This is a genomic window from Polynucleobacter yangtzensis (assembly GCF_027924165.1).
Lineage (GTDB): Bacteria > Pseudomonadota > Gammaproteobacteria > Burkholderiales > Burkholderiaceae > Polynucleobacter > Polynucleobacter yangtzensis.
On record NZ_AP026973.1, the window covers coordinates 1216924 to 1237691 of the forward strand.

The window sequence follows — 20768 nt, forward strand, 5'->3', positions numbered from 1 at the left end:
ACAGTAAACCTAGCCTTTCGTGATTTAACAAACAAACTAATAGTTTAGAGAATTTGTTACTTCAACGGGGGAAATTCTCAGCAAAAACGTTGTCTAATCACGTAAGGTATTGAAATAACGATCTTTTATCATCAGGGCAACCGCAACCAAGCCAATCATGATGGGAACCTCAACCAGTGGACCAATCACCGCTGCAAATGCCGCGCCAGAATTAATACCAAAAACAGCTATGGCTACCGCAATCGCCAGTTCAAAGTTATTGCTCGAAGCAGTAAAAGATAAAGTGCAGCAACGCTTGTAATCCATACCCATCTTGGTCGTTATAACAAAGGTAATCACAAACATCACACCGAAAAAAACAAGTAATGGAATGGCAATAGTTAATACATCGCCAGGCAACTGCAAAATCAACTTCCCTTTTAAGCTAAACATCACCACGATAGTGAATAATAAAGCAATTAAAGTGATCTTCCCAATCTTTGGCACGAAGTGTTCGTGATACCACTCTTTAGAGACAAATTTAAGTGCGATGTATCTAGTGAGTAATCCGGCGATACAAGGAATACCCAGATAGATAAAGACTGTTTTAGCTATTTCGGCAATGGTGATGCTGACATTAGAGCCAGCCAAGCCGAAGAATGGTGGCAACACTGTTAAAAAGAAATAGGCATATAGACTAAAGAACAGAACCTGAAAAATGGCATTAAATGCTACCAAGCCAGCTGCGTATTCTGTAGAGCCTTTAGCGATGTCATTCCAAACAATGACCATGGCAATACATGGTGCAATACCAATCAAGATCAGACCGGCCATGTACTCTGGTTGATCAGGAACAAAGGTAATTGCCAGAATAAACATGAATGCAGGAGCAATGATCCAATTCATTAAGAAGGCAATGGCAAAGATCTTCTTATCCCTAAAGACGTCTGGCAAGTCTTCATAGCGCACCTTTGCAAATGGTGGATACATCATCAAAATTAAGCCGATCGCAATGGGATAATTAGTACTGCCCACCTGAAATGAATTGATAAATCCCTCCACCCCAGGAAAAAAGTATCCCAAGCCGATGCCCAACGCCATGGCGGCAAAGATCCACACTGTTAGGTAGCGATCTAGAAAAGACAGTTTTTTAGTTAGTGAAGTCATAATGCTGTTGGTATCTGTGCGTGAATGTTCTTGAGACTCATGGAATCTAATTTATCTAATGGCATTGCTGCCAAAATATCGATGCGCTTTTTGAGGCCATTCATCACCTCATTAAATGCAGCTCTCTTTTCTATATCCGTACCCTGAACTCGGGATGGATCAGGAAAGCCCCAGTGCGCCGTTACTGGATTACCAGGCCAGAATGGGCAGACCTCACCCGCAGCGTTGTCGCAAACAGTAACGATGAAGTCCATCTTAGGAGCATTAGGCTCACCAAAAACATCCCAGCTTTTGGATTTGAGTAAGGCGCGGTCCATACCAAGTTCTACTGCGATATCTGCTGCTATCGGATTAACACTGGTTCCAGGTGTAGAGCCTGCTGAGAAACCCCTAAACTTGCCACTTGGGTGTGTAGAGGCCAATGCCTCACCCAAAATTGAGCGCGCTGAATTATGAGTGCAAAGAAAAAGAATGTTGTATTGCTTCATACCGATTTAGACCTTTTGACTACTTTGACAGTGCCGCAATCTTTCCCACCACAGCAGTTTTCTAATAAAAATTCACTGAGATTTTGTACAAGCTTGGCATTCGGTCGATAAATTAAGTTCCTACTCTGCCTCTCAACAATTAAGAGATCAGCATGAACTAGCTCCTTGAGATGAAAACTCAAAGTAGCATTCGGAATACCCAACTTCTCAATAATTTGACTTGGTGTTAGACCAACATCCCCTCGCTGCACAATCAAACGAAAGACATTGAGCCTAGACTCTTGACCTAGGGCCAAAAAAGCTTGAACAGCATCTATATTTTTCATATTTCCAATTATATAGAAATATATGACAGAAATATTACAGGCCGCTAGGGCCCGTAAATAATTTGATAGTTAGTTTGAGATTGGTTTGCTCTTTACTTTTTGAGTTTGCCAAATGCCGCTGCCATCGCATTATTGATGGGTGGCGCCTGTCTTCTGTCGTCTTGGGGCTTTCTAGGCTCAGCTGCTCTAGGGCGATTTGGGGCTCTTTGTTCGGGCTTAGCACCCGCCCTAGAACTCTCTCTTGGCGCTTCATCTGATAAGCGCATTGTTAAGGCAATGCGTTTGCGCTTTTCATCCACCTCAAGCACTTTGACCTTCACTACCTGCCCTGCTTTAACAACACTATGCGGATCCTTAACAAAGGTATTAGATAATGCAGAAATATGCACCAAACCATCTTGATGTACGCCAATATCGACAAAGGCACCAAAAGCCGCTACGTTAGTAACAACGCCCTCCAGAATCATGTCTGCCTTCAAATCACTGATTTTTTCTACGCCATCTTTAAAAGTTGCGGTAGTAAATTCAGGACGAGGATCGCGGCCAGGCTTTTCCAATTCCTTAATAATGTCGGTTACTGTTGGCACACCAAACTGACCATCGGCATACTTTTCTGGTGAGAGTGATTTAAGAAGACTGGAATCGCCAATCACTTCTTTTACACCCTTCTTAATATCTTTCAGAATCTTTTCAACTAATGGATAGGATTCTGGATGGACTGCAGAGGCATCCAATGGATCATCGCCATTCATGATGCGTAAGAAACCTGCAGCCTGCTCGTAGGTCTTTTCGCCAAGACGCGGAACACTCTTGAGATCTGCTCTCGATTTAAATGCACCCTTGCTATCACGGTAAGCCACAATACCTTCCGCTACGGTAGAGCTTAGCCCTGAAACCCTTGCCAGCAATGGCGCAGAGGCTGTATTCACATCTACGCCAACAGCGTTAACACAATCCTCCACAACTGCAACCAATGATTTGGCCAATTGGGTTTGCATCACATCATGCTGATACTGACCCACACCAATTGATTTAGGATCGATCTTGACCAACTCTGCAAGTGGATCTTGTAAACGCCTGGCAATAGATACTGCGCCTCGCAATGAAACATCCATCCCTGGCAATTCTTTTGAAGCGTACTCCGATGCAGAATAAACAGATGCGCCCGCTTCAGAGACAACAATCTTGGTCAGCTTTAACTCAGGCTTTGCTTTAATAAGCTCTTGAGCCAATTTATCGGTCTCGCGCGATGCCGTGCCATTACCAATAGAGATTAAAGTCGCATTGTGTTTCTCAGCTAATTTAGCCAAGGTATGCAATGAACCTGCCCAATCATTCTTGGGCTGGTGGGGATAGATCACATCGGTATCAACCACTTTGCCCGTGGCATCAACTACCGCCACCTTCACGCCTGTTCGCATTCCAGGATCCAGACCAATCGTTACTCTAGGGCCAGCTGGAGCGGCCAAGAGCAGGTCTTTGAGGTTACGGGCAAACACATTGATTGCCTCAGTTTCTGAGCGTTCACGCAAGGCAGTCATTAACTCAGACTCTAGATGTAAGGAGCACTTAATGCGCCAAGTCCAGCGCACAGTATCAGCCAACCATGCATCAGCTGGGCGGCCATCATTTTTAATCTTGAAGTGATTAGCAATACGATTCTCACAAGGATTGTGAGGTGAATCCCACTTTGGCTTCTCTTCTTCAGAATCTAAACGCAAGCTAACCATCAGTATTTGCTCACGGCGACCTCTAAATAAAGCTAAAGCGCGATGCGAAGGAATGGCTTTAATGGGTTCGGAGTAATCAAAGTAGTCTGCAAACTTTTCACCCTCTTGCTCTTTACCAGCAATGACTTTGGACTCTACTACACCATGATCTTGCAAATACTCCCTCAGAGACTGAACTAGCGCGGCGTCTTCAGCAAAACGCTCCATCAGAATCTGACGAGCACCTTCGAGAGCAGTCTTGGTGTCAGGTACCCCAGGGTTACTGGTTCCATCCACTTCAAATGCTTCTTTAATGTATTTAGCAGCTTCTGTTTCAGGATCTAAATTAGGGTTAGCGAGCAAATCATTTGCTAGCGACTCTAAGCCAGCCTCCAAAGCAATCTGTGCTTTAGTTCTGCGCTTGGGCTTGTAAGGGAGGTATAGGTCCTCTAAGCGAGTTTTATCATCTGCCAGCATGATGGCCTTGAGTAACTCCGGCGTCATCTTGCCCTGCTCTTCAATTGAAGCAACAATCGTTTTACGACGATCTTCTAATTCACGAAGATAACTCAGACGCTCTTCCAATAGGCGTAACTGTGCATCATCTAGACCACCAGTTGCCTCTTTGCGATACCGGGCGATAAAAGGTACGGTTGCACCCTCATCCATCAAAGCGATGGCAGCTGCTACTTGGGCGGGTTTAGCGGAAAGTTCTTGGGCAAGACGTTGTTCTATTGATGGCAGCATTTATTTTAATTTCTTACTCTGATGCGTTCTATTTTTGGAATATTGGTATTGATTGAAGAACAAAAGCCACCCGTAGGTGACTTTTGTTGTGTAGCAAAGCTAGCTTATTCGCGTGAGGCTTTTTTACGCTCATGCTCCTTGAGGTAGCGCTTACGAATACGAATACTCTTTGGCGTTACTTCAACCAACTCATCATCATCAATAAATTCAACAGCGTATTCTAGGTTCATGGCGATTGGAGTAACTAAGCGAACTGCTTCGTCAGTACCAGATGCACGAACGTTGGTTAATTGCTTGCCCTTAATAGGGTTCACAACCAAGTCGTTATCACGACTATGAATACCAATAACCATACCTTCATACAAAGGATCGCCAGGGCTTACGAACATACGACCACGGTCTTGCAATTTCCACAAAGCGTAAGCAACTGCTTCACCATCATCTTGGCTAATCAATACGCCGTTATGACGCTCACCCAAGATGCCGTCTTTAGCTGGTGCATATGAATCAAATGTATGGCTCATCAAACCATTACCGCGAGTCATGGTCATGAAATCGCCTTGGAAGCCGATCAAGCCACGTGCAGGAATGCGGTACTCAAGACGTGTACGACCTTTACCGTCGCTCACCATGTCGAGTAATTCACCCTTACGCTTACCTAAGTCTTCCATCACGGCGCCTTGGGTTGTATCTTCAACGTCAACCGTTAAGTTCTCGTACGGCTCCATCTTCACGCCATCTTCCTCATGGAACACAACGCGTGGGCGAGAAACCGCTAATTCATAACCTTCACGACGCATTGTTTCTACCAAAATAGTGAGATGCAATTCGCCACGACCAGACACTTCAAATACAGTGTCATCATCAGTTTCTTTAACGCGCAAAGCCATGTTTGACTTCAATTCGCGGTCAAGACGCTCACGAATCTGACGGCTAGTAACGAACTTGCCTTCACGACCAGCCAACGGGCTAGTGTTCACCATGAAGTTCATGGTCAAGGTTGGTTCGTCAATCTTGAGCATTGGCAATGCATCTGGAACGTCTGGCGCGCAGATTGTTGTTCCGATAGCTAAATCTTCAATACCGTTTACCAATACGATGTCGCCAGCTTGCGCTTCGTCAACGATTTCGCGCTCTAAGCCACGGAATTTCAATACTTGGTTAATACGGCCTTTGCGTTGAACGCCGTCAGGACCATCCATAAATACAACGTCCATCAAAGGCTTAACAGTTCCGCGGTTAACACGGCCAACACCAATCTTACCTACGTATGTGCTGTACTCAATCGAAGTAATCTGCAGCTGCAAAGGACCTTCTGGATTGTCATCACGAACTGGAACGTGCTTTAACACTGTGTCAAACAATGGGCGCATATCGCCTTCACGAACATCATCAGTCAAGCCAGCGTAGCCATTCAAGCCTGAGGCATAAACAACCGGGAAATCTAACTGCTCTTCAGTAGCGCCTAATTTGTCAAATAACTCAAAAGTTGCATTGATAACGTAATCAGTACGTGCACCTGGGCGGTCTACTTTGTTAATAACCACGATTGGCTTCAAACCTAAAGCCAAGGCTTTCTTGGTTACGAAACGGGTTTGTGGCATTGGACCTTCAACCGCATCAACCAAGAGTAATACACCGTCAACCATGGAGAGTACGCGCTCTACTTCACCACCGAAGTCCGCGTGTCCCGGGGTATCAACGATGTTGATATGTGTGCCGTCATACTCAACCGCACAGTTCTTGGACAAAATAGTAATGCCACGCTCTTTTTCCAAGTCGTTTGAGTCCATGACGCGTTCGGTCATTTTTTCATTGGAGCGGAATGTGCCAGATTGGCGCAAGAGTTGGTCAACCAAAGTAGTTTTACCGTGGTCAACGTGGGCGATGATGGCGATGTTACGAAGTGCGCGTTTAGTCATGTGAAGCTTCTAAAGTTAAAGATAAGTAAAAGGGTTATAAGTAATGTTTAATGTGCTTGCGAAATCAAGCGTTTCGGATGTAAAACTCCAGAGCGCCAATCAGCAGTACCAATAAAGTTATGTGGAGCAGCAGTTGCGCGATAGATGCGAACTAATGCCTCGATTGAAGGTAAATTGAGCGGAACACGTTGCCCCATCTCCAGGCGCTTAGCTTGTTGCTCATCCACTGTGAGATGTGGCAATGTTTGCAAGAGCGCGTCTACTGGCAATATATAGTCGGCAGTATTTTGTAGGCCGCTTTGAATTGATTCGATCGTAAAAGACTGTTCGAGAGTGAGATGCCCTACTTCAGTACGGCGCAAGCCCACTAAATGCGCACCGCAACCCAGGGCGTTACCAATATCTTCAGCCAGAACACGAATATAGGTGCCCTTACTGCAACTGACTTCTAGAGTAGCTTCTGGCCAGTTGATATTGGTCCAACGAATGGAATGAATCACGATGTCACGTGGCGCACGCTCTAACTCAACACCAGCACGAGCATATTCGTAAAGAGGTTTGCCATCACGTTTCAAAGCCGAATACATTGGCGGCACTTGAGAAATGGCACCAGTAAATTTAGGTAGCAGCGCATCTAAGGCGGCTTTTATTTCTGCATCACTTGCGAATGCTGGTAAAGGCAACTCTTCAATAATTTGGCCTTCTGCATCACCTGTATCAGTGCGTGAACCAAATTTCACTTGGGCAATATAAGTTTTATCAGCCTCGAGCAAGTCTTGGGAATACTTAGTAGCTTCACCTAAGCAGATGGGCAGCAGACCAGTAGCCATCGGATCTAAAGTACCAGTGTGCCCTGCTTTGTCAGCGTTAAAAGCACGCTTGACGGCGGTAACTGCACCCTGTGAACTCATTCCAGCAGGTTTATCTAGCAGCACTACGCCGTCGATTCTAATAGCCATGAATTACTTAGTCTCGTCTTTTTGATCGCTCTCGACTGCCTGATCGATCAAACGAGACATTTCTATGCCATGCTCAACTGAGCTGTCATAGTGAAAATGCAATGTAGGCACTGTATGAATATGCAAACGTTTAAACAGCAATGAATGCAAGTAACCCGCTTTTTCCTGGAGCGCTTTTAAAGCATGCTCAGGCTCAGCACCCAAAACAGTAAAGAACACTTTGGCATGCGCTAAGTCCGGCGTGAGCTCGATACTTTGCAAAGTAATCAAACCTAAGCTTGGACTGCGCAATTCACGAGGAATGAGCTCGGCCAGGTCTCGCTGAATTTGATCGGCGAGACGCTGATTGCGATGCGGGCTAGTCTTGTGCATATTGCTTAGAGTGAACGTGCAACTTCAGTTATTTCAAACACCTCGAGCTGATCGCCTTCTTTGATATCGTTGTAGCCTTTTAATGACAAGCCACATTCAACACCGGCACGAACTTCTTTCGCGTCATCTTTAAAGCGCTTAAGGGAATCAAGCTCACCTGTCCAAACAACCACGTTATCGCGTAAGAGACGAACACTTGAAGTACGTTTAACGATACCGTCAACGACCAAGCAACCAGCAATTGCGCCAACTTTTGATACCAAGAAGACTTGACGAATCTCAACGAGACCAGTGATTTCTTCCTTCTTGTCTGGTGTCAACATGCCGCTCAGAGCCAATTTCACTTCATCAACTGCGTCATAAATAATGTTGTGATAACGAATATCAACGCCATTGTTCTCAGCTAACTTACGAGCAGCTGCATCAGCGCGGGAGTTAAATCCGAAAATAACCGCCTTAGAAGCAACCGCTAAGTTAACGTCAGTTTCAGTAATGCCACCCACAGCAGCGTGAACGATTTGCACCTTCACCTCTGGTGTAGAAAGCTTCATTAATGATTGAGCCAAAGCTTCTTGTGAACCTTGAACATCTGCCTTAATGATCAGCGGTAACAACTTAGCTTCAACTGCGCCTTCTTCCATGTTTTCCATCATGGTTTCAAGCTTGAATGCCTGCTGTTTAGCCAACTTCACATCACGGAACTTGCCTTGACGGAATAATGCAATCTCACGAGCTTTACGCTCATCAGGGACTACTTGCACCGCCTCGCCTGCAGCAGGAACTTCTGACAAACCTTGGATTTCCACTGGAATTGATGGGCCAGCCTCATTACAAGGCTTACCGTTTTCATCCAGCATCGCACGAACACGACCAAATGTAGAACCAGCTAACAACATGTCGCCACGCTTAAGCGTTCCAGATTGAACTAAGATGGTTGCAACTGGGCCCTTACCTTTGTCCAAGCGCGCCTCAATGACCAAACCTTGGGCTGGTGCATCTTTAGGAGCCTTGAGTTCCAGAATTTCAGCTTGCAAGAGAACGTTCTCTAGCAAAGCATCAATGCCTTCACCTGTTTTAGCGGACACTGGAATAAATGGCACATCGCCACCGTATTCTTCAGGAACAACCTGCTCAGCGACCAATTCTGTTTTAACGCGCTCAGAATTTGCTTCTGGTTTATCAATCTTATTGATTGCAACTACCAAAGGTACGCCACCTGCTACTGCATGGTGAATCGCTTCTTTAGTTTGTGGCATCACGCCGTCATCAGCAGCTACTACCAAGATCACGATGTCAGTTGCTTTAGCACCGCGAGCACGCATTGCCGTAAAGGCTTCGTGACCCGGAGTATCCAAGAACGTAATCATGCCGCGTGGAGTTTCTACGTGGTACGCACCAATATGCTGGGTAATGCCACCAGCTTCACCGGTAGCGACTTTCGCTGCACGAATCTTATCGAGTAAAGATGTTTTACCGTGGTCAACGTGACCCATCACCGTTACAACTGGCGGACGTGGCAATAACTCTGCATCATGACCGTCAGTGCCGAGGTCCAAATCTGGATCATCTAATTTCGCAGCAAAGGCTTTGTGACCCATTTCTTCAACGATGATCATTGCAGTATCTTGATCAAGCACTTGGTTGATGGTGACCATTTGACCCATACCCATCAATAACTTAATCACCTCTGCACTCTTCACTGCCATTGCATGAGCTAACTCAGCAACAGTAATCGTTTCTGGAACATGAACATCGCGTACTACTGGCTCAGTAGGCACTTGGAAGTTTGTGTCGACGTTTGCTTCAGCGATTTGACGCTGCTTCTTACGGCCGCCACCTGAACGCCAACCACCAACACCACCAGATGTATCACCACGAGTTTTTAAGCCACCAGGTTTCTTGGCGCCTTCTTCTTGCCATGTGGATGATGTTTCAGAAGATTTAATAGTCTTGCCGCCAACTTTGGTAACAGCCTTCTTCTTATCATCAGCACCTTCAACTTTTGCAGGCTTATGCAAAGTACCTTTTTTCGCTTCTTCGGCGGCAATTTCACTTGGTGCCTTCAGAACACGAGCAGGAGCACTCATCATGTCGCGAATCGCCAAAGCTTCCGCTTCAGCGGCAGCACGACGTACACGAATGTCAGCTAATTCTTTTTCCTTAGTTGCAGCTAAGTCTTTTGCAGCTTTGTCAGCAGTCGCCTTTTTCTCTGCGGCAGCTGCAGCAGCATCCGGAGCATTATCTACAGGAGCAACTTCTTTCACTACTGGAGCGGCAACTTCTTTTTGACGCGCCTCTTCAGCCGCTTTCATTTCCGCTTCTTGACGAGCTAGCAACTCAGCTTGGCGAGTTGCCTCGGCTGCGCGTTTCTCTAATTCTTCTTCAGAAATAACTGGTTTAGCTGGCGCAGCTTTAGCTGCCGCTTTCGCCGGAGCTTCCTGTGCCGCCGGCTCAGAAGCTTTGTCACCCGCCTTAACGAGTACGCGCTTTTTACGTACTTCAACTTGCACAGTGCGAGTACGTCCAGCAGAGTCTGCTTGACGAATCTCTGAGCTTTCGCGCTTGATTAAAGTAATCTTTTTGCGCGCGCCTGTATCAGCGCTACCATGCGCTTTTTGCAAGTGCTCGAGCAGGACAGTTTTGTCCTTCTCGGTAATGCTGTCGTCCTCAGAACCTTTTTCGATACCGGCCGCCTTCAACTGCTCCAAGAGGTCTGGCGCGGTACGTTTTAATTCTTTAGCGAGTACTTTTACTGTTGTTGCCATGCACTACTTCCTCTCATGAAGTAAACCAATGTTCGCGCGCTTTCATGATGAGCGTTTTCGCAGTTTCTTCGTCAATTTGTGTCGCCTCAACCAGCTCATCAACAGCCAGTTCAGCAAGGTCGTCACGGGTATGTACTTGATTTTCAGCAAGCTTCGCAATCAACTCTGTGGTCATTCCCTCTAAGGAACGCAAGTCTTGTGAAACTTCGCCAATACGCTCTTCTTTTGCCAACTCCATCGTTAACAAGGAATCACGAGCACGAGTACGCAACTCATTCACAGTGTCTTCGTCAAATGAATCGATTTCTAACATTTCAGACAATGGCACGTAAGCCACTTCTTCCAATGTGTTGAAGCCTTCTTCAATCAAGATATCAGCCACTTCTTGGTCTACGTCCAATTTGTCCATAAACAATTGGCGTACAGTAGAAGCCTCTTTTTCAGTTTTCTCAGCAGACTCTTCAGGAGTCATGATGTTGATCTGCCAGCCAGTCAAATCGCTCGCCAAGCGAACGTTTTGTCCGCTACGGCCAATCGCGATTGCCAAGTTCTCTTCATCAACTACTACGTCCATCGCGTGACGCTCTTCGTCAACCACGATAGAAGAAACTTGGGCTGGAGCCAAAGCACCAATCACAAACTGCGCTGGGTCTTCAGACCACAACACGATATCCACTGCTTCGCCAGCTACTTCGTTACGCACTGCAGTAACGCGTGTGCCACGAACACCAACGCAAGTACCGATTGGGTCGATACGCTTGTCATAAGTAATTACAGCAATCTTTGCGCGGATACCAGGATCACGGGCAGCGCCTTTGATCTCTAACAAGCCCTGCTCCATCTCTGGAACTTCATTCTCAAACAACTTGATCAAGAATTCTGGGCAAGTACGTGAGAGTTCAATTTGTGGGCCACGTGCTTCACGATCCACTTTGAGAATATATGCGCGTACACGGTCACCAGAACGCAAGTTCTCTTTTGGAATCATTTGATCGCGACGCAACAACGCCTCAACACGACCAGATTCGATAATGAGGCCGTTCTTATCAGCGCGTTTTACGGTACCAGTCATGACTTTTTCGCCACGCTCAAGGTAGTCGTTCAAAATTTGCTCGCGCTCAGCATCACGAATGCGTTGCAAGATCACTTGCTTAGCAGCTTGTGCGCCGATACGACCGAAAGCTAAAGATTCGATTTGCTCTTCGATATAGTCGCCAACTTCCATATCGGCAAGTTGTTCTTGAGCTTCAAATTGCAGAATCTCTTTATCAGGCTCTTGCAAACCGGCTTCGTTTGGAACAACCAACCAGCGACGGAAGGTTTCGTATTCACCAGTTTCGCGATCAATTGAAACGCGGATATCCACGTCTTCTGTGGCATAACGCTTCTTGGTTGCAGAGGCTAAAGCCATCTCCAACGCCTCGAAAACGATAGCTTGATCAACGTTCTTTTCACGCGCTAGCGCGTCTGCCAACATGAGAACTTCTCGGCTCATGACTTTCTTCCTTTGAAATCAATAACAGGGACCAACCGAGTCTTATCGACCTCGGCTAAAGAGAACTCCAATTGAGAAGGCTGACCATCAGCACCCTCAAATACCAAACCAAACTTTGCATCCGGTGAATTCAATTCACCACTCAACAAACCTTGCAACTCACCACGAAAATTCTTGCGATTGCCAACAGCAACACGCAACTTCAAATCCACTTGCATTCCAGCGAAGCGCTCATAATCTGCGGCACTTTTTACCGGACGATCCAATCCTGGAGATGAAATCTCTAAGCGCTCATATGGAATATTTTCAACCGGCAAGGTATAGCTCAACTGATGGCTCACCTTCTCGCAATCTAATACCGTAATCAAGCGCTCGTAATCTGGGTTTTCAATCGTGACGCGCAGCAAACCTCCGGCTTCACGCTCAATCTCAACTAGCGTGTAACCTAAGTTTTCCAGCTCTGCAGAAATAACCTGCTGATCCTTCACGGCACCCCTTCATACCAAAATGGCAAAAAAAAATGGGCTTCAAAGCCCATATTCTCGAAATTCAGAACAGGCCGACTTACGTTGATCGCAACATCAGTCGGTAACCACTAAAAACAGCAGAATCCTGCTGTAAGACCAAAATTATAGCCTATTTGGCAGAAAACCGATACAAATCAGAAGCTTTCGCCCGGATTTCGCGGTTTTCTTGGTCCTTTATTGAACGGCTTACGTCCCTTTGGTGCACCTCTTTTGGGCCCATTTCCGGGGCTTTGAGGGTTCCCAGTCACAAATGCGGACTGTCCATGGTGAACTTTGGCGCCTTTACTGCGGTTTTGGCCTTGGCCGCCGCCCTGACCACCCTGGCCTCCACGACCACCTTGACCGCCCTGACCTGGTCTTCCGCCCTGCGTACGACCCCGGAAAGGACCGCGCCCATCACCAGATCCACCGCCACCACCAGGTTTGCCACCCCTACCTTGATGAGTCAGGCCGTTGTGACCGCTAGCAAGGGTTAAGGCGTCACGGGAGCCCCAGTAAGAAACTGAGGTTTGCATTGGATCCGGCTGGAAATCTTCACCCATCGGGCGACGATCACGACTATTAGGATTAGGGTTACGACCCTTATCTTGTGGCTGAGGCATTTTTAACCCTGCAGACTTCATCAAGTTATAGATGCCGCCAGCTTCAATCTCTTCCCATTTGCCACGACGTAAGCGTGGAGGCAACAAGAAGATGCCATAACGAGTTCTGATCAAGCGAGATACCGTATGGCCAACTGCCTCAAACATGCGGCGCACTTCGCGATTACGACCTTCATTTAATGCAACATGGTACCAACGGTTTGCACCTTCACCACCACCCATTGCTAGGCGTAAGAATTTAGCTTGACCATCATCAAGCGTAATGCCACTTTTTAATAGCGCTGTGTTTTCTTGGCTCAAATCCCCCAAAATGCGAACAGCGTATTCACGCTCAACACCATAACGCGGATGCATCAAACGATTCGCCAATTCACCTGAAGTAGTAAATAACAACAGTCCTTCAGTATTAAAGTCCAAACGTCCAACTGCAATCCAGCGACCTTGACGCGGCTTTGGCAAACGATCAAATACAGTTGGGCGGCCTTCTGGATCGGATTGACTTACGATCTCGCCGGCAGGCTTGTGATACATGATCACGCGCGGCGGCTTAGTCTGAATCTTGCGATGAACTGGCTTGCCATTAATACGCACTTGATCTGTTGGTCCAATACGTTGACCAATATAAGCTGGTAATCCGTTTACAGAAACACGTCCTTGAATAATCAAGTCTTCCATATCGCGACGTGATCCCATGCCGGCGTCAGCTAATACTTTATGCAATTTAACGGTGTCTTCGTCATCCGCGTCGTCATCTAAACCATCAAGATCTGACCACACTTCATCACGCAAACTCAAAGGCAAGTCATCTACGTTTGCAAATTGCAAACTACTCATTTCTTCTTCTGTTGGTGCATCTGGATCTTCATCTTCGCGCGAACGTTGTGCGCGTTGCGCACGACGCTCTGCTCCAGTTTGATGAGAGATTTCACTCTCATTGACACCATCAGGATTTTTAACTTCTTCAACTTCCGGGGCATCTAAAGCTGCATCAAACTCACCAGATACTACTGAGGCAAATAAAGCTTCGCTCTCAGCTGGGTTGGGGGCTAATTTGGCAGATTGATTGCCGCCTTCACGCGAACCATTGCCTTCACCACCCTCGCGGCGTGGCCGGTCTTTATTAAAAGGGCGCTTTTTATTGAATGGGTGTTTACTGCCACCAGCGCCTTGACGGCGAGGGCGACGATCACCACGTTCTGCGCCCTCTCCACCCTCAGTCTTCTGACCATCAGCGTTCGATGGGGCAGAGTCTGCATTAGATGGAGTTGCCGATGGATTTACTACCGGGGATGAATCGTTTTCGTTAGAGCTTGTCATTAATAATTATTTTGTTTCGTCTGGTTTGTCTTCAGACTCAGGGGTAACTTCTTCTGTAAGTTCTTCGGTCTCTTCAATCACTGTTTCTTCTACTGTGATTTCAGTTACTTCTAAAGCCTCTACTTCAATTGCTTGTTCTTCGCCATCAATGATGACTGTTTCTACGGTTGCAGACGGATCAAATTCCATCACTGCTTGACCTAATTGTTCTGCAGCCGCCATTGGCGCAGCGTCTTCTAAAACTGGCAGGCTTTGTAAATTGGTCAGACTGAGATCATCTAAAAATTGTTTAGTGGTTGCATATAAACCAGGGCGGCCAACTGTTTCTTTATGGCCAATCACCTCAACCCAACCACGATCTTCTAACTGCTTCATCACATTACTACTAACTGCTACACCGCGAATCTCTTCAATCTCACCACGAGTCACTGGCTGGCGATAAGCGATGATGGCTAAGGTCTCCATGACTGCACGTGAATACTTAGGTGGCTTCTCAGGTGTTAGGCGATCGAGGTACTCACGCATCGAAAGACGGCTCTGAAAGCGCCAACCTGTTGCGATATGAACCAATTCCATACCCTTGTCGTCCCAAGCGCGTTGCAGCTCGACCAATGCTTCATCGATATCTGCCGTAGTGATGTCTTCAACAAACAGGCGAGACAAATCAGCAACGGTGAGTGGCTCCTGTGCGCACAGGAGGGCTGTTTCAATTACGCGCTTATTGTGATCGTCCATAAAAGTCGGGCTACCAGGAATAATCCTGACTAGGCTTTAAAAATGTATTTAGTAATGGGTTTTGGTGTTCTCTAGCGACTACGGACAATCCATCTCATCAGTTCTTATTGAAATATGTCCGCGCTGAAACGAAGTCCTTTTCGTTCACCTTGCACCCATTATAAGGTAGGCTCAATACAATAGCCACATGCATAAGAAATATACCAAACCCCTTTTTCTGACATCTGGAGCCCCTGCCTATATGGAGCGTCGCAAGTTCCTGAACCTTGGAATTGGTGTGGGCACCATTCTTGGGGGCGCGGGCTTGAGCTCCTGCAGTCTTATGAGCAGCAAAAAACCGGTTGTTGGCTTGGTTTTGGGAGCTGGTGCAGCCCGAGGCTTCGCTCATGTAGGTGTTATTAAAGCTTTAGAAGCCCAAGGCATTAGGCCCGATATTGTTGTTGGCAGCAGCGCTGGTAGCGTGATTGCCACCCTATTAGCCTCAGGAGCCAGCGGCAATGAACTCAATCGCTTGGCCCTCAACCTAGATGAGGCCACCATTGCTGACTGGGGACTCCCTTTTGCAGGCCGTTTTGGGGGACTCATTAAAGGGGATGCCCTGCAAAACATGGTGAACCGAGAGGTGCAAAACAAATCTATTGAACAAATGCGCATACCCCTGGGCATTGTTGCTACGGAATTACAGTCAGGCAAAGGTGTTTTATTTAGAACGGGTAACACCGGTTTAGCAGTGCGCGCCTCTTGCAGCATACCAGGCGTGTTTCAGCCAGCAGTGATTAGCGGCAAAGAATATGTAGATGGTGGCTTAGTGGCACCGGTACCTGTTAGCTATGCAAGACAAATGGGTGCAACTTTAGTGATTGCAGTCAACATCTCTTCTGAGCCGGTTCATCAAGATGCCAGCGGAACTCTTGGCGTCTTACAGCAAACCATTTCCATCATGCAGCGAAGTATCAATCAGTACGAATTAAAAAGTGCTGACATTGTGATTCAACCGCAATTAAAACAAATGGGTGGCGGGGATTTCAAATCCAGAAATGCAGCCATTCTTGCAGGCGAAGCTGCAGCACAAGAGCAAATGGCGCTCATTAAGGAAAAGCTGAAAGGCTAGTATTTATAAGGCTTATCAGCCCTATTGTCTTAGAGATTGCGTGACTTACGCTTAAGATTTTTGACTTCGTTGAGAAGTTCTTGACGCTCTGAGTCATTGAGGTTGTCGCTACCATCTAAACGGCGCGCGCCATCAAAACGTTTATCCCAGTAGAGACTACCGAGATCATCGACTCTGACATTCGTACCTTTGGAAGGTGAATGAATAAACTTGTTATCGCCCACGTAAATACCAACATGAGAAAAAGTCAAACGCATGGTGTTGAAGAATACGAGGTCACCTGGCTGCAACTCTTCACGAGTAATGGGTTTGCCAACACGACTCATCTGAGTAGATTTGCGTGGCAATAAAAATCCAAGTTTATCTTTGAAGACGTAACCAACAAAACTACTGCCGTCTAATCCAGACTGTGGCAGTTCTGTATCCCAGCGATAACGCACGCCAATCACTTCCATCGCGCGGTTGATTAACTCTTCTGATTTGCCTGTAACGGTATCTGCCAATCGATCAGAAACGCGGGCAATGTATGAGCGCCCTGCTTGGAACATGCTTTCTTTAGGCACAGCTGCATCTGCGCTTGGCTCGACCACAGGGTCTGCCGCATAAGCGGATACGCAAATGAATGCACCCAGACCAAAGCCTAGGAGTTTAGAAAGCATTGTTTTTTTCAATGACATCTGATCAGTTTAACAAAGAACCCATAATTTACCAAGTCTTCAATTTAGACCTAAGTCCTTGTTTATAAAGATAAATTTTCACTAAATAGGGGCAAATGCACCAAATTAGCCCATTTAGCAGGGATTTAGTCCTCTCCTCCAAACCTGCCTAAGTAAGCTCTGCGGCTGCAAAAAGCTCTTTGGTATAGGTTTGGCGGGGATGCTTTATGAGGGTTTCGGTATCACCGAACTCCACTACTTTGCCACCCTTGAGAACCATGACCTCGTGTGACATTGCCCTAATCACAGCCAAATCATGACTAATCATCAGATAGGCTAAGTTGTACTTTTTCTGCAGCTCGGTCAATAAGGCGAGCACCTGTTTCTGAATAGAAACATCTAACGCGGAAGTGGGCTCATCTAGAACCAAAATTTGAGGGCGCAGGATGAGCGCTCGTGCAATCGCAATACGTTGTCGCTGACCACCAGAGAATTCATGGGGATAACGTAAAAGCGCCGAACGATCCAGACCAACCTCTTTGAGCATATCGACCACACGAGTTTCGCGTTCTGCTGTCGACAGTTTTGGAAAATGCACATCCAAACCTTCTGAAACGATTTGCAATACATTCATGCGCGGTGATAGCGATCCAAATGGATCCTGGAAGATCACTTGTAAGCTCGAGCGAAGCGCCCTTCTCTCCACAGGTTTTAGTTTCTGCCAATCATTGCCAAGCACATCAACATCACCAGATACCTCTGCAGCGGAGTCACCCAATAAACCCAAGACCGCCATACCTAAAGTTGTTTTACCGGAGCCTGACTCACCAATTACACCGATCGTTTGACCTTGCTTTAAGCTAAAGCTCACTTTTTTCAGGACTTTATGTGGTGGTGCTTTTTTAAACCAAGATGCTGACTCAGAGCTTGGGTAGGTTACTGATAGCTCTTCTGTTTTTAGCAACACTGGAGCCAATGGCATCAGCGGTGCCAAGTCACGCACAGGCTCACTGTTTACCAAAGCGCGAGTGTATGGATCTTCGGGATGTTCAAAAACTTGCTTTGTTGATCCAGACTCCATCAGATTGCCTTGGTTCAGAACAGCCACACGCTGCGCAAAGTGTTTCACTAGATTAAGGTCATGGGTAATCAATAAAATTCCCATGCCGCCATCATCTTTAGATTCCTCTTGTAGCTCTTTGAGTAGATCCAAAATCTGCAAACGCAAACTCACATCCAATGCTGTTGTAGGCTCATCTGCAATGAGAAGGCGTGGCTTGCATGCCAAAGCCATGGCAATCATGGCACGCTGTCTCTGTCCGCCAGAGAGTTGATGTGGGTAAGAATGAAAGCGGCGCTCAGGCTCAGGAATGCCTGTCTTACGCAGTAAATCAACCGCCGCATCCATCGCATCTGCTTTAGAGATCAATGGCTGATAAATCTGCACTGCTTCAATAATTTGATTGCCTACAGTAAACAGTGGGTTCAAAGCCGTCATTGGCTCCTGAAACACCATAGCAATCTCGCGGCCACGAATCTCCCGAATGTCTTGAATGGACATGGAAAGTAAATCGACTTCGCCCTTCCCGTCATTTCTATTCCAGAGAATCTTTCCAGAAACTTTCGCGCCCTCTGGCTCAAGTCTCAAAGGCGCCAGCGCAGTCAGGGTCTTACCAGAACCAGACTCACCGACAAGGGCAACACGCTCACCTATACCGATTTCTAAATCAAGATGATTGACGGCAAACTTTTCGCGACGACCTGTTCCAAAAGAAATACACAGATCTTCATAGCGCAGCAAACTCATGAGCGACCTCCACTCATCAAGCCTGCTTTACGAGAATCAAATGCGTTACGTAATGCCTCGCCCATAAAGGTCAATAGCAGCAAGGTTGCTACCAAGACCACAAAGGTGGATAAGGAGATCCACCAAGCGTCGAGATTGCTCTTGCCTTGAGATAACAACTCACCCAAGCTTGGCGTACCTGGCGGCACTCCCAAGCCTAAGAAATCTAAACTCGTTAGAGAGAGGATGGCCGCACTCATGCGGAACGGTAAAAAGGTGATTACCGGCGTCAAGCTATTGGGCAATATATGGCGCCACATGATTTGTACGTTAGTCAATCCTAAGGCTCTAGCTGCGCGCACATACTCCAGGGCGCGGTTGCGGAAGAATTCCGCTCTCACGTAATCTGATAAGCCCATCCAACCAAAGGCAGCCAGCAAAATGATGAGCAAGGAAACGCTGGGGTTAAAGATCGAAGCAAAAATAATGAGCAAGTACAACTCTGGCATAGCCGACCAAATCTCAATCAGTCGCTGAGAAATCAAATCAAACTTACCGCCAAAAAACCCCATCAAGGATCCAGTGATGATGCCCACAGTGACGCCAACAATCGTGAGCGCTAAACCAAAAAGTATCGATAGGCGAAAGCCATAGATGAGTCGCGCCAAAACATCGCGCCCGCGATCATCCGTACCGAGCCAGTTTTCCCAAGAAGGAGGCGCTGGGTTAGGCACTTTAGAGAAATAGTTAAGCGTCTCGTAGCTGTAATGAATCGGTGGGTAAATTGCCCAATTGCCATTACTTGTGATATTTTGACGAATGTCTGGATCCAAGAAATCAGTCGGCGTGGCGAAATCTCCACCAAACACGGTTTCTGGTTGACTCTTCACGATTGGAAAATAGAAATGCCCCTCGTAGCGAACCACTAAAGGCTTGTCATTGGCAATCAACTCGGCGCACATCGATAAACCAAAGAGCACCATGAAGATCCATAGGCTGGCGTAGCCCATGCGGCTATTTTTAAAACGTTGCCAACGATTCATGAACCCCCTCCCGCACCAAACTGAATGCGTGGGTCTATGTAGACATAACAAAGATCAGAAATTAACTTCGTAAATAAACCAATTAAGGTGAATAAGTAGAGAGTGCCAAATACGACTGGATAGTCACGGCGCATGACTGATTCATACGAAAGCAAGCCAAGCCCGTCTAAGGAGAACAAGGTCTCTATCAACAATGAGCCTGTAAAGAATGCGCCAATAAATGCTGCAGGGAAACCTGTCACCAGTGGCAAGAGCGCATTGCGGAAGACGTGCTTCCAAAGAACTTGCTTTTCTGTAAGTCCTTTTGCGCGTGCAGTCAAAACGTATTGCTTGCGAATCTCTTCTAGGAATGAATTCTTGGTCAACATAGTAACTACTGCAAAGCTTCCCAGAACAGATGCAGTAATTGGCAATACCAAATGCCACAAGTAATCCATGACCTTACCAATGAGGCTCAGATCACTCCAGTTATCAGAAGTTAAACCTCTTAACGGGAAGATCTGTAAGAAACTCCCTCCACCAAAGACTACTAGCAATAGGACGCCCAACACAAATCCCGGAATCGCATAACCCACAAGGATCATGCTGCTAGTGATAGCATCAAAGCGTGAGCCGTCTCGTACCGCTTTAGCAATACCCAAAGGAATAGAAACTAAATAGGTAATAAAGAAAGTCCATAAACCGATGCTGATTGATACCGGTAATTTTGAAACCACTAAACGCCAAACGCTTTCGTGCTGGTAATAACTTTGACCTAAATCGAATCTAGCAAAGCGACCCAACATCATGAAATAACGCTCAAGAGGTGGCTTATCAAAACCATATAAGGCCTTCACCTCTTCTAGGCGCTGTGCATCAACACCTTGACGACCACGATAGGTTGCACCAGAGCCCGATGACTCTGAGCCGCCTGTGGCTGCACTACCTTTACCCTTTAACTCCAACACCATTTGCTCAACTGGACCACCTGGAACAAATTGCACTACGGCAAAGGTAAGTGTTAACACACCCAAGATTGTTGGGATCATCAAGAGCAAACGCTTGAAGATGTAGGCGCGCATT

The 20768-nt window shown here is 46.6% G+C and carries 17 protein-coding genes; 1 reads left to right on the plus strand and 16 read right to left on the minus strand.

The annotated features are described in order from the left end of the window. Positions 1 to 93 precede the first annotated feature (93 nt). The 12 genes from arsB to scpB form a co-directional block, all read right to left on the minus strand. A complete protein-coding gene (gene arsB / locus QMF28_RS06060) occupies positions 94 to 1146 on the minus strand; it encodes an ACR3 family arsenite efflux transporter (protein WP_281741713.1) in 1053 nt (350 codons plus the stop codon). Then, a complete protein-coding gene (locus QMF28_RS06065) occupies positions 1143 to 1634 on the minus strand; it encodes an arsenate reductase ArsC (RefSeq protein ID WP_281741714.1) in 492 nt (163 codons plus the stop codon). The genes arsB and QMF28_RS06065 overlap by 4 nt, the downstream gene beginning before the upstream one ends. Beyond that, positions 1631 to 1960, minus strand: a complete 330-nt coding sequence (locus QMF28_RS06070) for an ArsR/SmtB family transcription factor (RefSeq protein ID WP_281741716.1) — start codon at positions 1958 to 1960, stop codon at positions 1631 to 1633. Before QMF28_RS06070 ends, QMF28_RS06065 begins: the two co-directional genes overlap by 4 nt. A 92-nt stretch (positions 1961 to 2052) precedes the next feature. Next, positions 2053 to 4416 (minus strand): Tex family protein, encoded by a 2364-nt coding sequence (locus QMF28_RS06075; protein ID WP_281741718.1) that lies wholly within the window; start codon positions 4414 to 4416, stop codon positions 2053 to 2055. A gap of 104 nt (positions 4417 to 4520) precedes the next feature. Then, positions 4521 to 6338, minus strand: coding sequence for a translational GTPase TypA (gene typA, locus QMF28_RS06080; protein ID WP_281741719.1), 1818 nt, complete (start codon positions 6336 to 6338; stop codon positions 4521 to 4523). A gap of 47 nt (positions 6339 to 6385) precedes the next feature. Further along, positions 6386 to 7297 (minus strand): tRNA pseudouridine(55) synthase TruB, encoded by a 912-nt coding sequence (gene truB, locus QMF28_RS06085; RefSeq protein ID WP_281741720.1) that lies wholly within the window; start codon positions 7295 to 7297, stop codon positions 6386 to 6388. A 3-nt stretch (positions 7298 to 7300) separates the two neighbouring features. Then, complete coding sequence (gene rbfA, locus QMF28_RS06090; RefSeq protein ID WP_068323359.1) at positions 7301 to 7669, minus strand: 30S ribosome-binding factor RbfA; 369 nt, start codon at positions 7667 to 7669, stop codon at positions 7301 to 7303. Positions 7670 to 7674: 5 nt separating this feature from the next. Continuing rightward, the gene (infB, locus tag QMF28_RS06095; RefSeq protein ID WP_281741721.1) at positions 7675 to 10434 is read right to left on the minus strand and encodes a translation initiation factor IF-2; all 2760 of its coding nucleotides are present in this window, start codon (positions 10432 to 10434) and stop codon (positions 7675 to 7677) included. A gap of 13 nt (positions 10435 to 10447) precedes the next feature. After that, positions 10448 to 11929 carry a transcription termination factor NusA gene (gene nusA, locus QMF28_RS06100; RefSeq protein WP_068323361.1) on the minus strand — a complete coding sequence of 494 codons (1482 nt, stop codon included), beginning with the start codon at positions 11927 to 11929 and terminating at the stop codon, positions 10448 to 10450. Continuing rightward, complete coding sequence (gene rimP, locus QMF28_RS06105) at positions 11926 to 12417, minus strand: ribosome maturation factor RimP (RefSeq protein WP_068323364.1); 492 nt, start codon at positions 12415 to 12417, stop codon at positions 11926 to 11928. Before rimP ends, nusA begins: the two co-directional genes overlap by 4 nt. A gap of 173 nt (positions 12418 to 12590) precedes the next feature. Further along, positions 12591 to 14375 carry a pseudouridine synthase gene (locus tag QMF28_RS06110; protein ID WP_281741723.1) on the minus strand — a complete coding sequence of 595 codons (1785 nt, stop codon included), beginning with the start codon at positions 14373 to 14375 and terminating at the stop codon, positions 12591 to 12593. A gap of 6 nt (positions 14376 to 14381) precedes the next feature. Next, entirely contained in the window at positions 14382 to 15110 is a 729-nt protein-coding gene (gene scpB, locus QMF28_RS06115) for an SMC-Scp complex subunit ScpB (protein ID WP_082786417.1), read from the minus strand. A 241-nt stretch (positions 15111 to 15351) separates the two neighbouring features. Between scpB and QMF28_RS06120 the strand changes: the two genes are divergently transcribed. Further along, positions 15352 to 16221 carry a patatin-like phospholipase family protein gene (locus QMF28_RS06120; RefSeq protein WP_425594913.1) on the plus strand — a complete coding sequence of 290 codons (870 nt, stop codon included), beginning with the start codon at positions 15352 to 15354 and terminating at the stop codon, positions 16219 to 16221. 29 nt (positions 16222 to 16250) lie between these two features. Here QMF28_RS06120 and QMF28_RS06125 read toward each other — a convergent pair whose 3' ends face one another. The 4 genes from QMF28_RS06125 to QMF28_RS06140 form a co-directional block, all read right to left on the minus strand. Then, a complete protein-coding gene (locus tag QMF28_RS06125; RefSeq protein WP_068323376.1) occupies positions 16251 to 16898 on the minus strand; it encodes a C40 family peptidase in 648 nt (215 codons plus the stop codon). A gap of 148 nt (positions 16899 to 17046) precedes the next feature. Next, positions 17047 to 18684 carry an ABC transporter ATP-binding protein gene (locus QMF28_RS06130; RefSeq protein ID WP_281741726.1) on the minus strand — a complete coding sequence of 546 codons (1638 nt, stop codon included), beginning with the start codon at positions 18682 to 18684 and terminating at the stop codon, positions 17047 to 17049. Next, on the minus strand, positions 18681 to 19706 hold the full coding sequence (locus QMF28_RS06135) for an ABC transporter permease (protein ID WP_281741728.1): 1026 nt from the start codon (positions 19704 to 19706) through the stop codon (positions 18681 to 18683). The genes QMF28_RS06130 and QMF28_RS06135 overlap by 4 nt, the downstream gene beginning before the upstream one ends. Further along, positions 19703 to 20767, minus strand: a complete 1065-nt coding sequence (locus QMF28_RS06140; protein ID WP_205627523.1) for a microcin C ABC transporter permease YejB — start codon at positions 20765 to 20767, stop codon at positions 19703 to 19705. Before QMF28_RS06140 ends, QMF28_RS06135 begins: the two co-directional genes overlap by 4 nt. Between the last annotated feature and the right edge of the window lies 1 nt (position 20768).

Bases quoted from the DNA above. Each gene is read 5' to 3' on its own strand.
- arsB (WP_281741713.1), bottom strand. From the start codon at position 1,146: ATGACTTCACTAACTAAAAAACTGTCTTTTCTAGATCGCTACCTAACA.
- QMF28_RS06065 (WP_281741714.1), bottom strand. From the start codon at position 1,634: ATGAAGCAATACAACATTCTTTTTCTTTGCACTCATAATTCAGCGCGC.
- QMF28_RS06070 (WP_281741716.1), bottom strand. From the start codon at position 1,960: ATGAAAAATATAGATGCTGTTCAAGCTTTTTTGGCCCTAGGTCAAGAG.
- QMF28_RS06075 (WP_281741718.1), bottom strand. From the start codon at position 4,416: ATGCTGCCATCAATAGAACAACGTCTTGCCCAAGAACTTTCCGCTAAA.
- typA (WP_281741719.1), bottom strand. From the start codon at position 6,338: ATGACTAAACGCGCACTTCGTAACATCGCCATCATCGCCCACGTTGAC.
- truB (WP_281741720.1), bottom strand. From the start codon at position 7,297: ATGGCTATTAGAATCGACGGCGTAGTGCTGCTAGATAAACCTGCTGGA.
- rbfA (WP_068323359.1), bottom strand. From the start codon at position 7,669: ATGCACAAGACTAGCCCGCATCGCAATCAGCGTCTCGCCGATCAAATT.
- infB (WP_281741721.1), bottom strand. From the start codon at position 10,434: ATGGCAACAACAGTAAAAGTACTCGCTAAAGAATTAAAACGTACCGCG.
- nusA (WP_068323361.1), bottom strand. From the start codon at position 11,929: ATGAGCCGAGAAGTTCTCATGTTGGCAGACGCGCTAGCGCGTGAAAAG.
- QMF28_RS06110 (WP_281741723.1), bottom strand. From the start codon at position 14,375: ATGACAAGCTCTAACGAAAACGATTCATCCCCGGTAGTAAATCCATCG.
- scpB (WP_082786417.1), bottom strand. From the start codon at position 15,110: ATGGACGATCACAATAAGCGCGTAATTGAAACAGCCCTCCTGTGCGCA.
- QMF28_RS06120 (WP_425594913.1), top strand. From the start codon at position 15,352: ATGGAGCGTCGCAAGTTCCTGAACCTTGGAATTGGTGTGGGCACCATT.
- QMF28_RS06125 (WP_068323376.1), bottom strand. From the start codon at position 16,898: ATGTCATTGAAAAAAACAATGCTTTCTAAACTCCTAGGCTTTGGTCTG.
- QMF28_RS06130 (WP_281741726.1), bottom strand. From the start codon at position 18,684: ATGAGTTTGCTGCGCTATGAAGATCTGTGTATTTCTTTTGGAACAGGT.
- QMF28_RS06135 (WP_281741728.1), bottom strand. From the start codon at position 19,706: ATGAATCGTTGGCAACGTTTTAAAAATAGCCGCATGGGCTACGCCAGC.
- QMF28_RS06140 (WP_205627523.1), bottom strand. From the start codon at position 20,767: ATGCGCGCCTACATCTTCAAGCGTTTGCTCTTGATGATCCCAACAATC.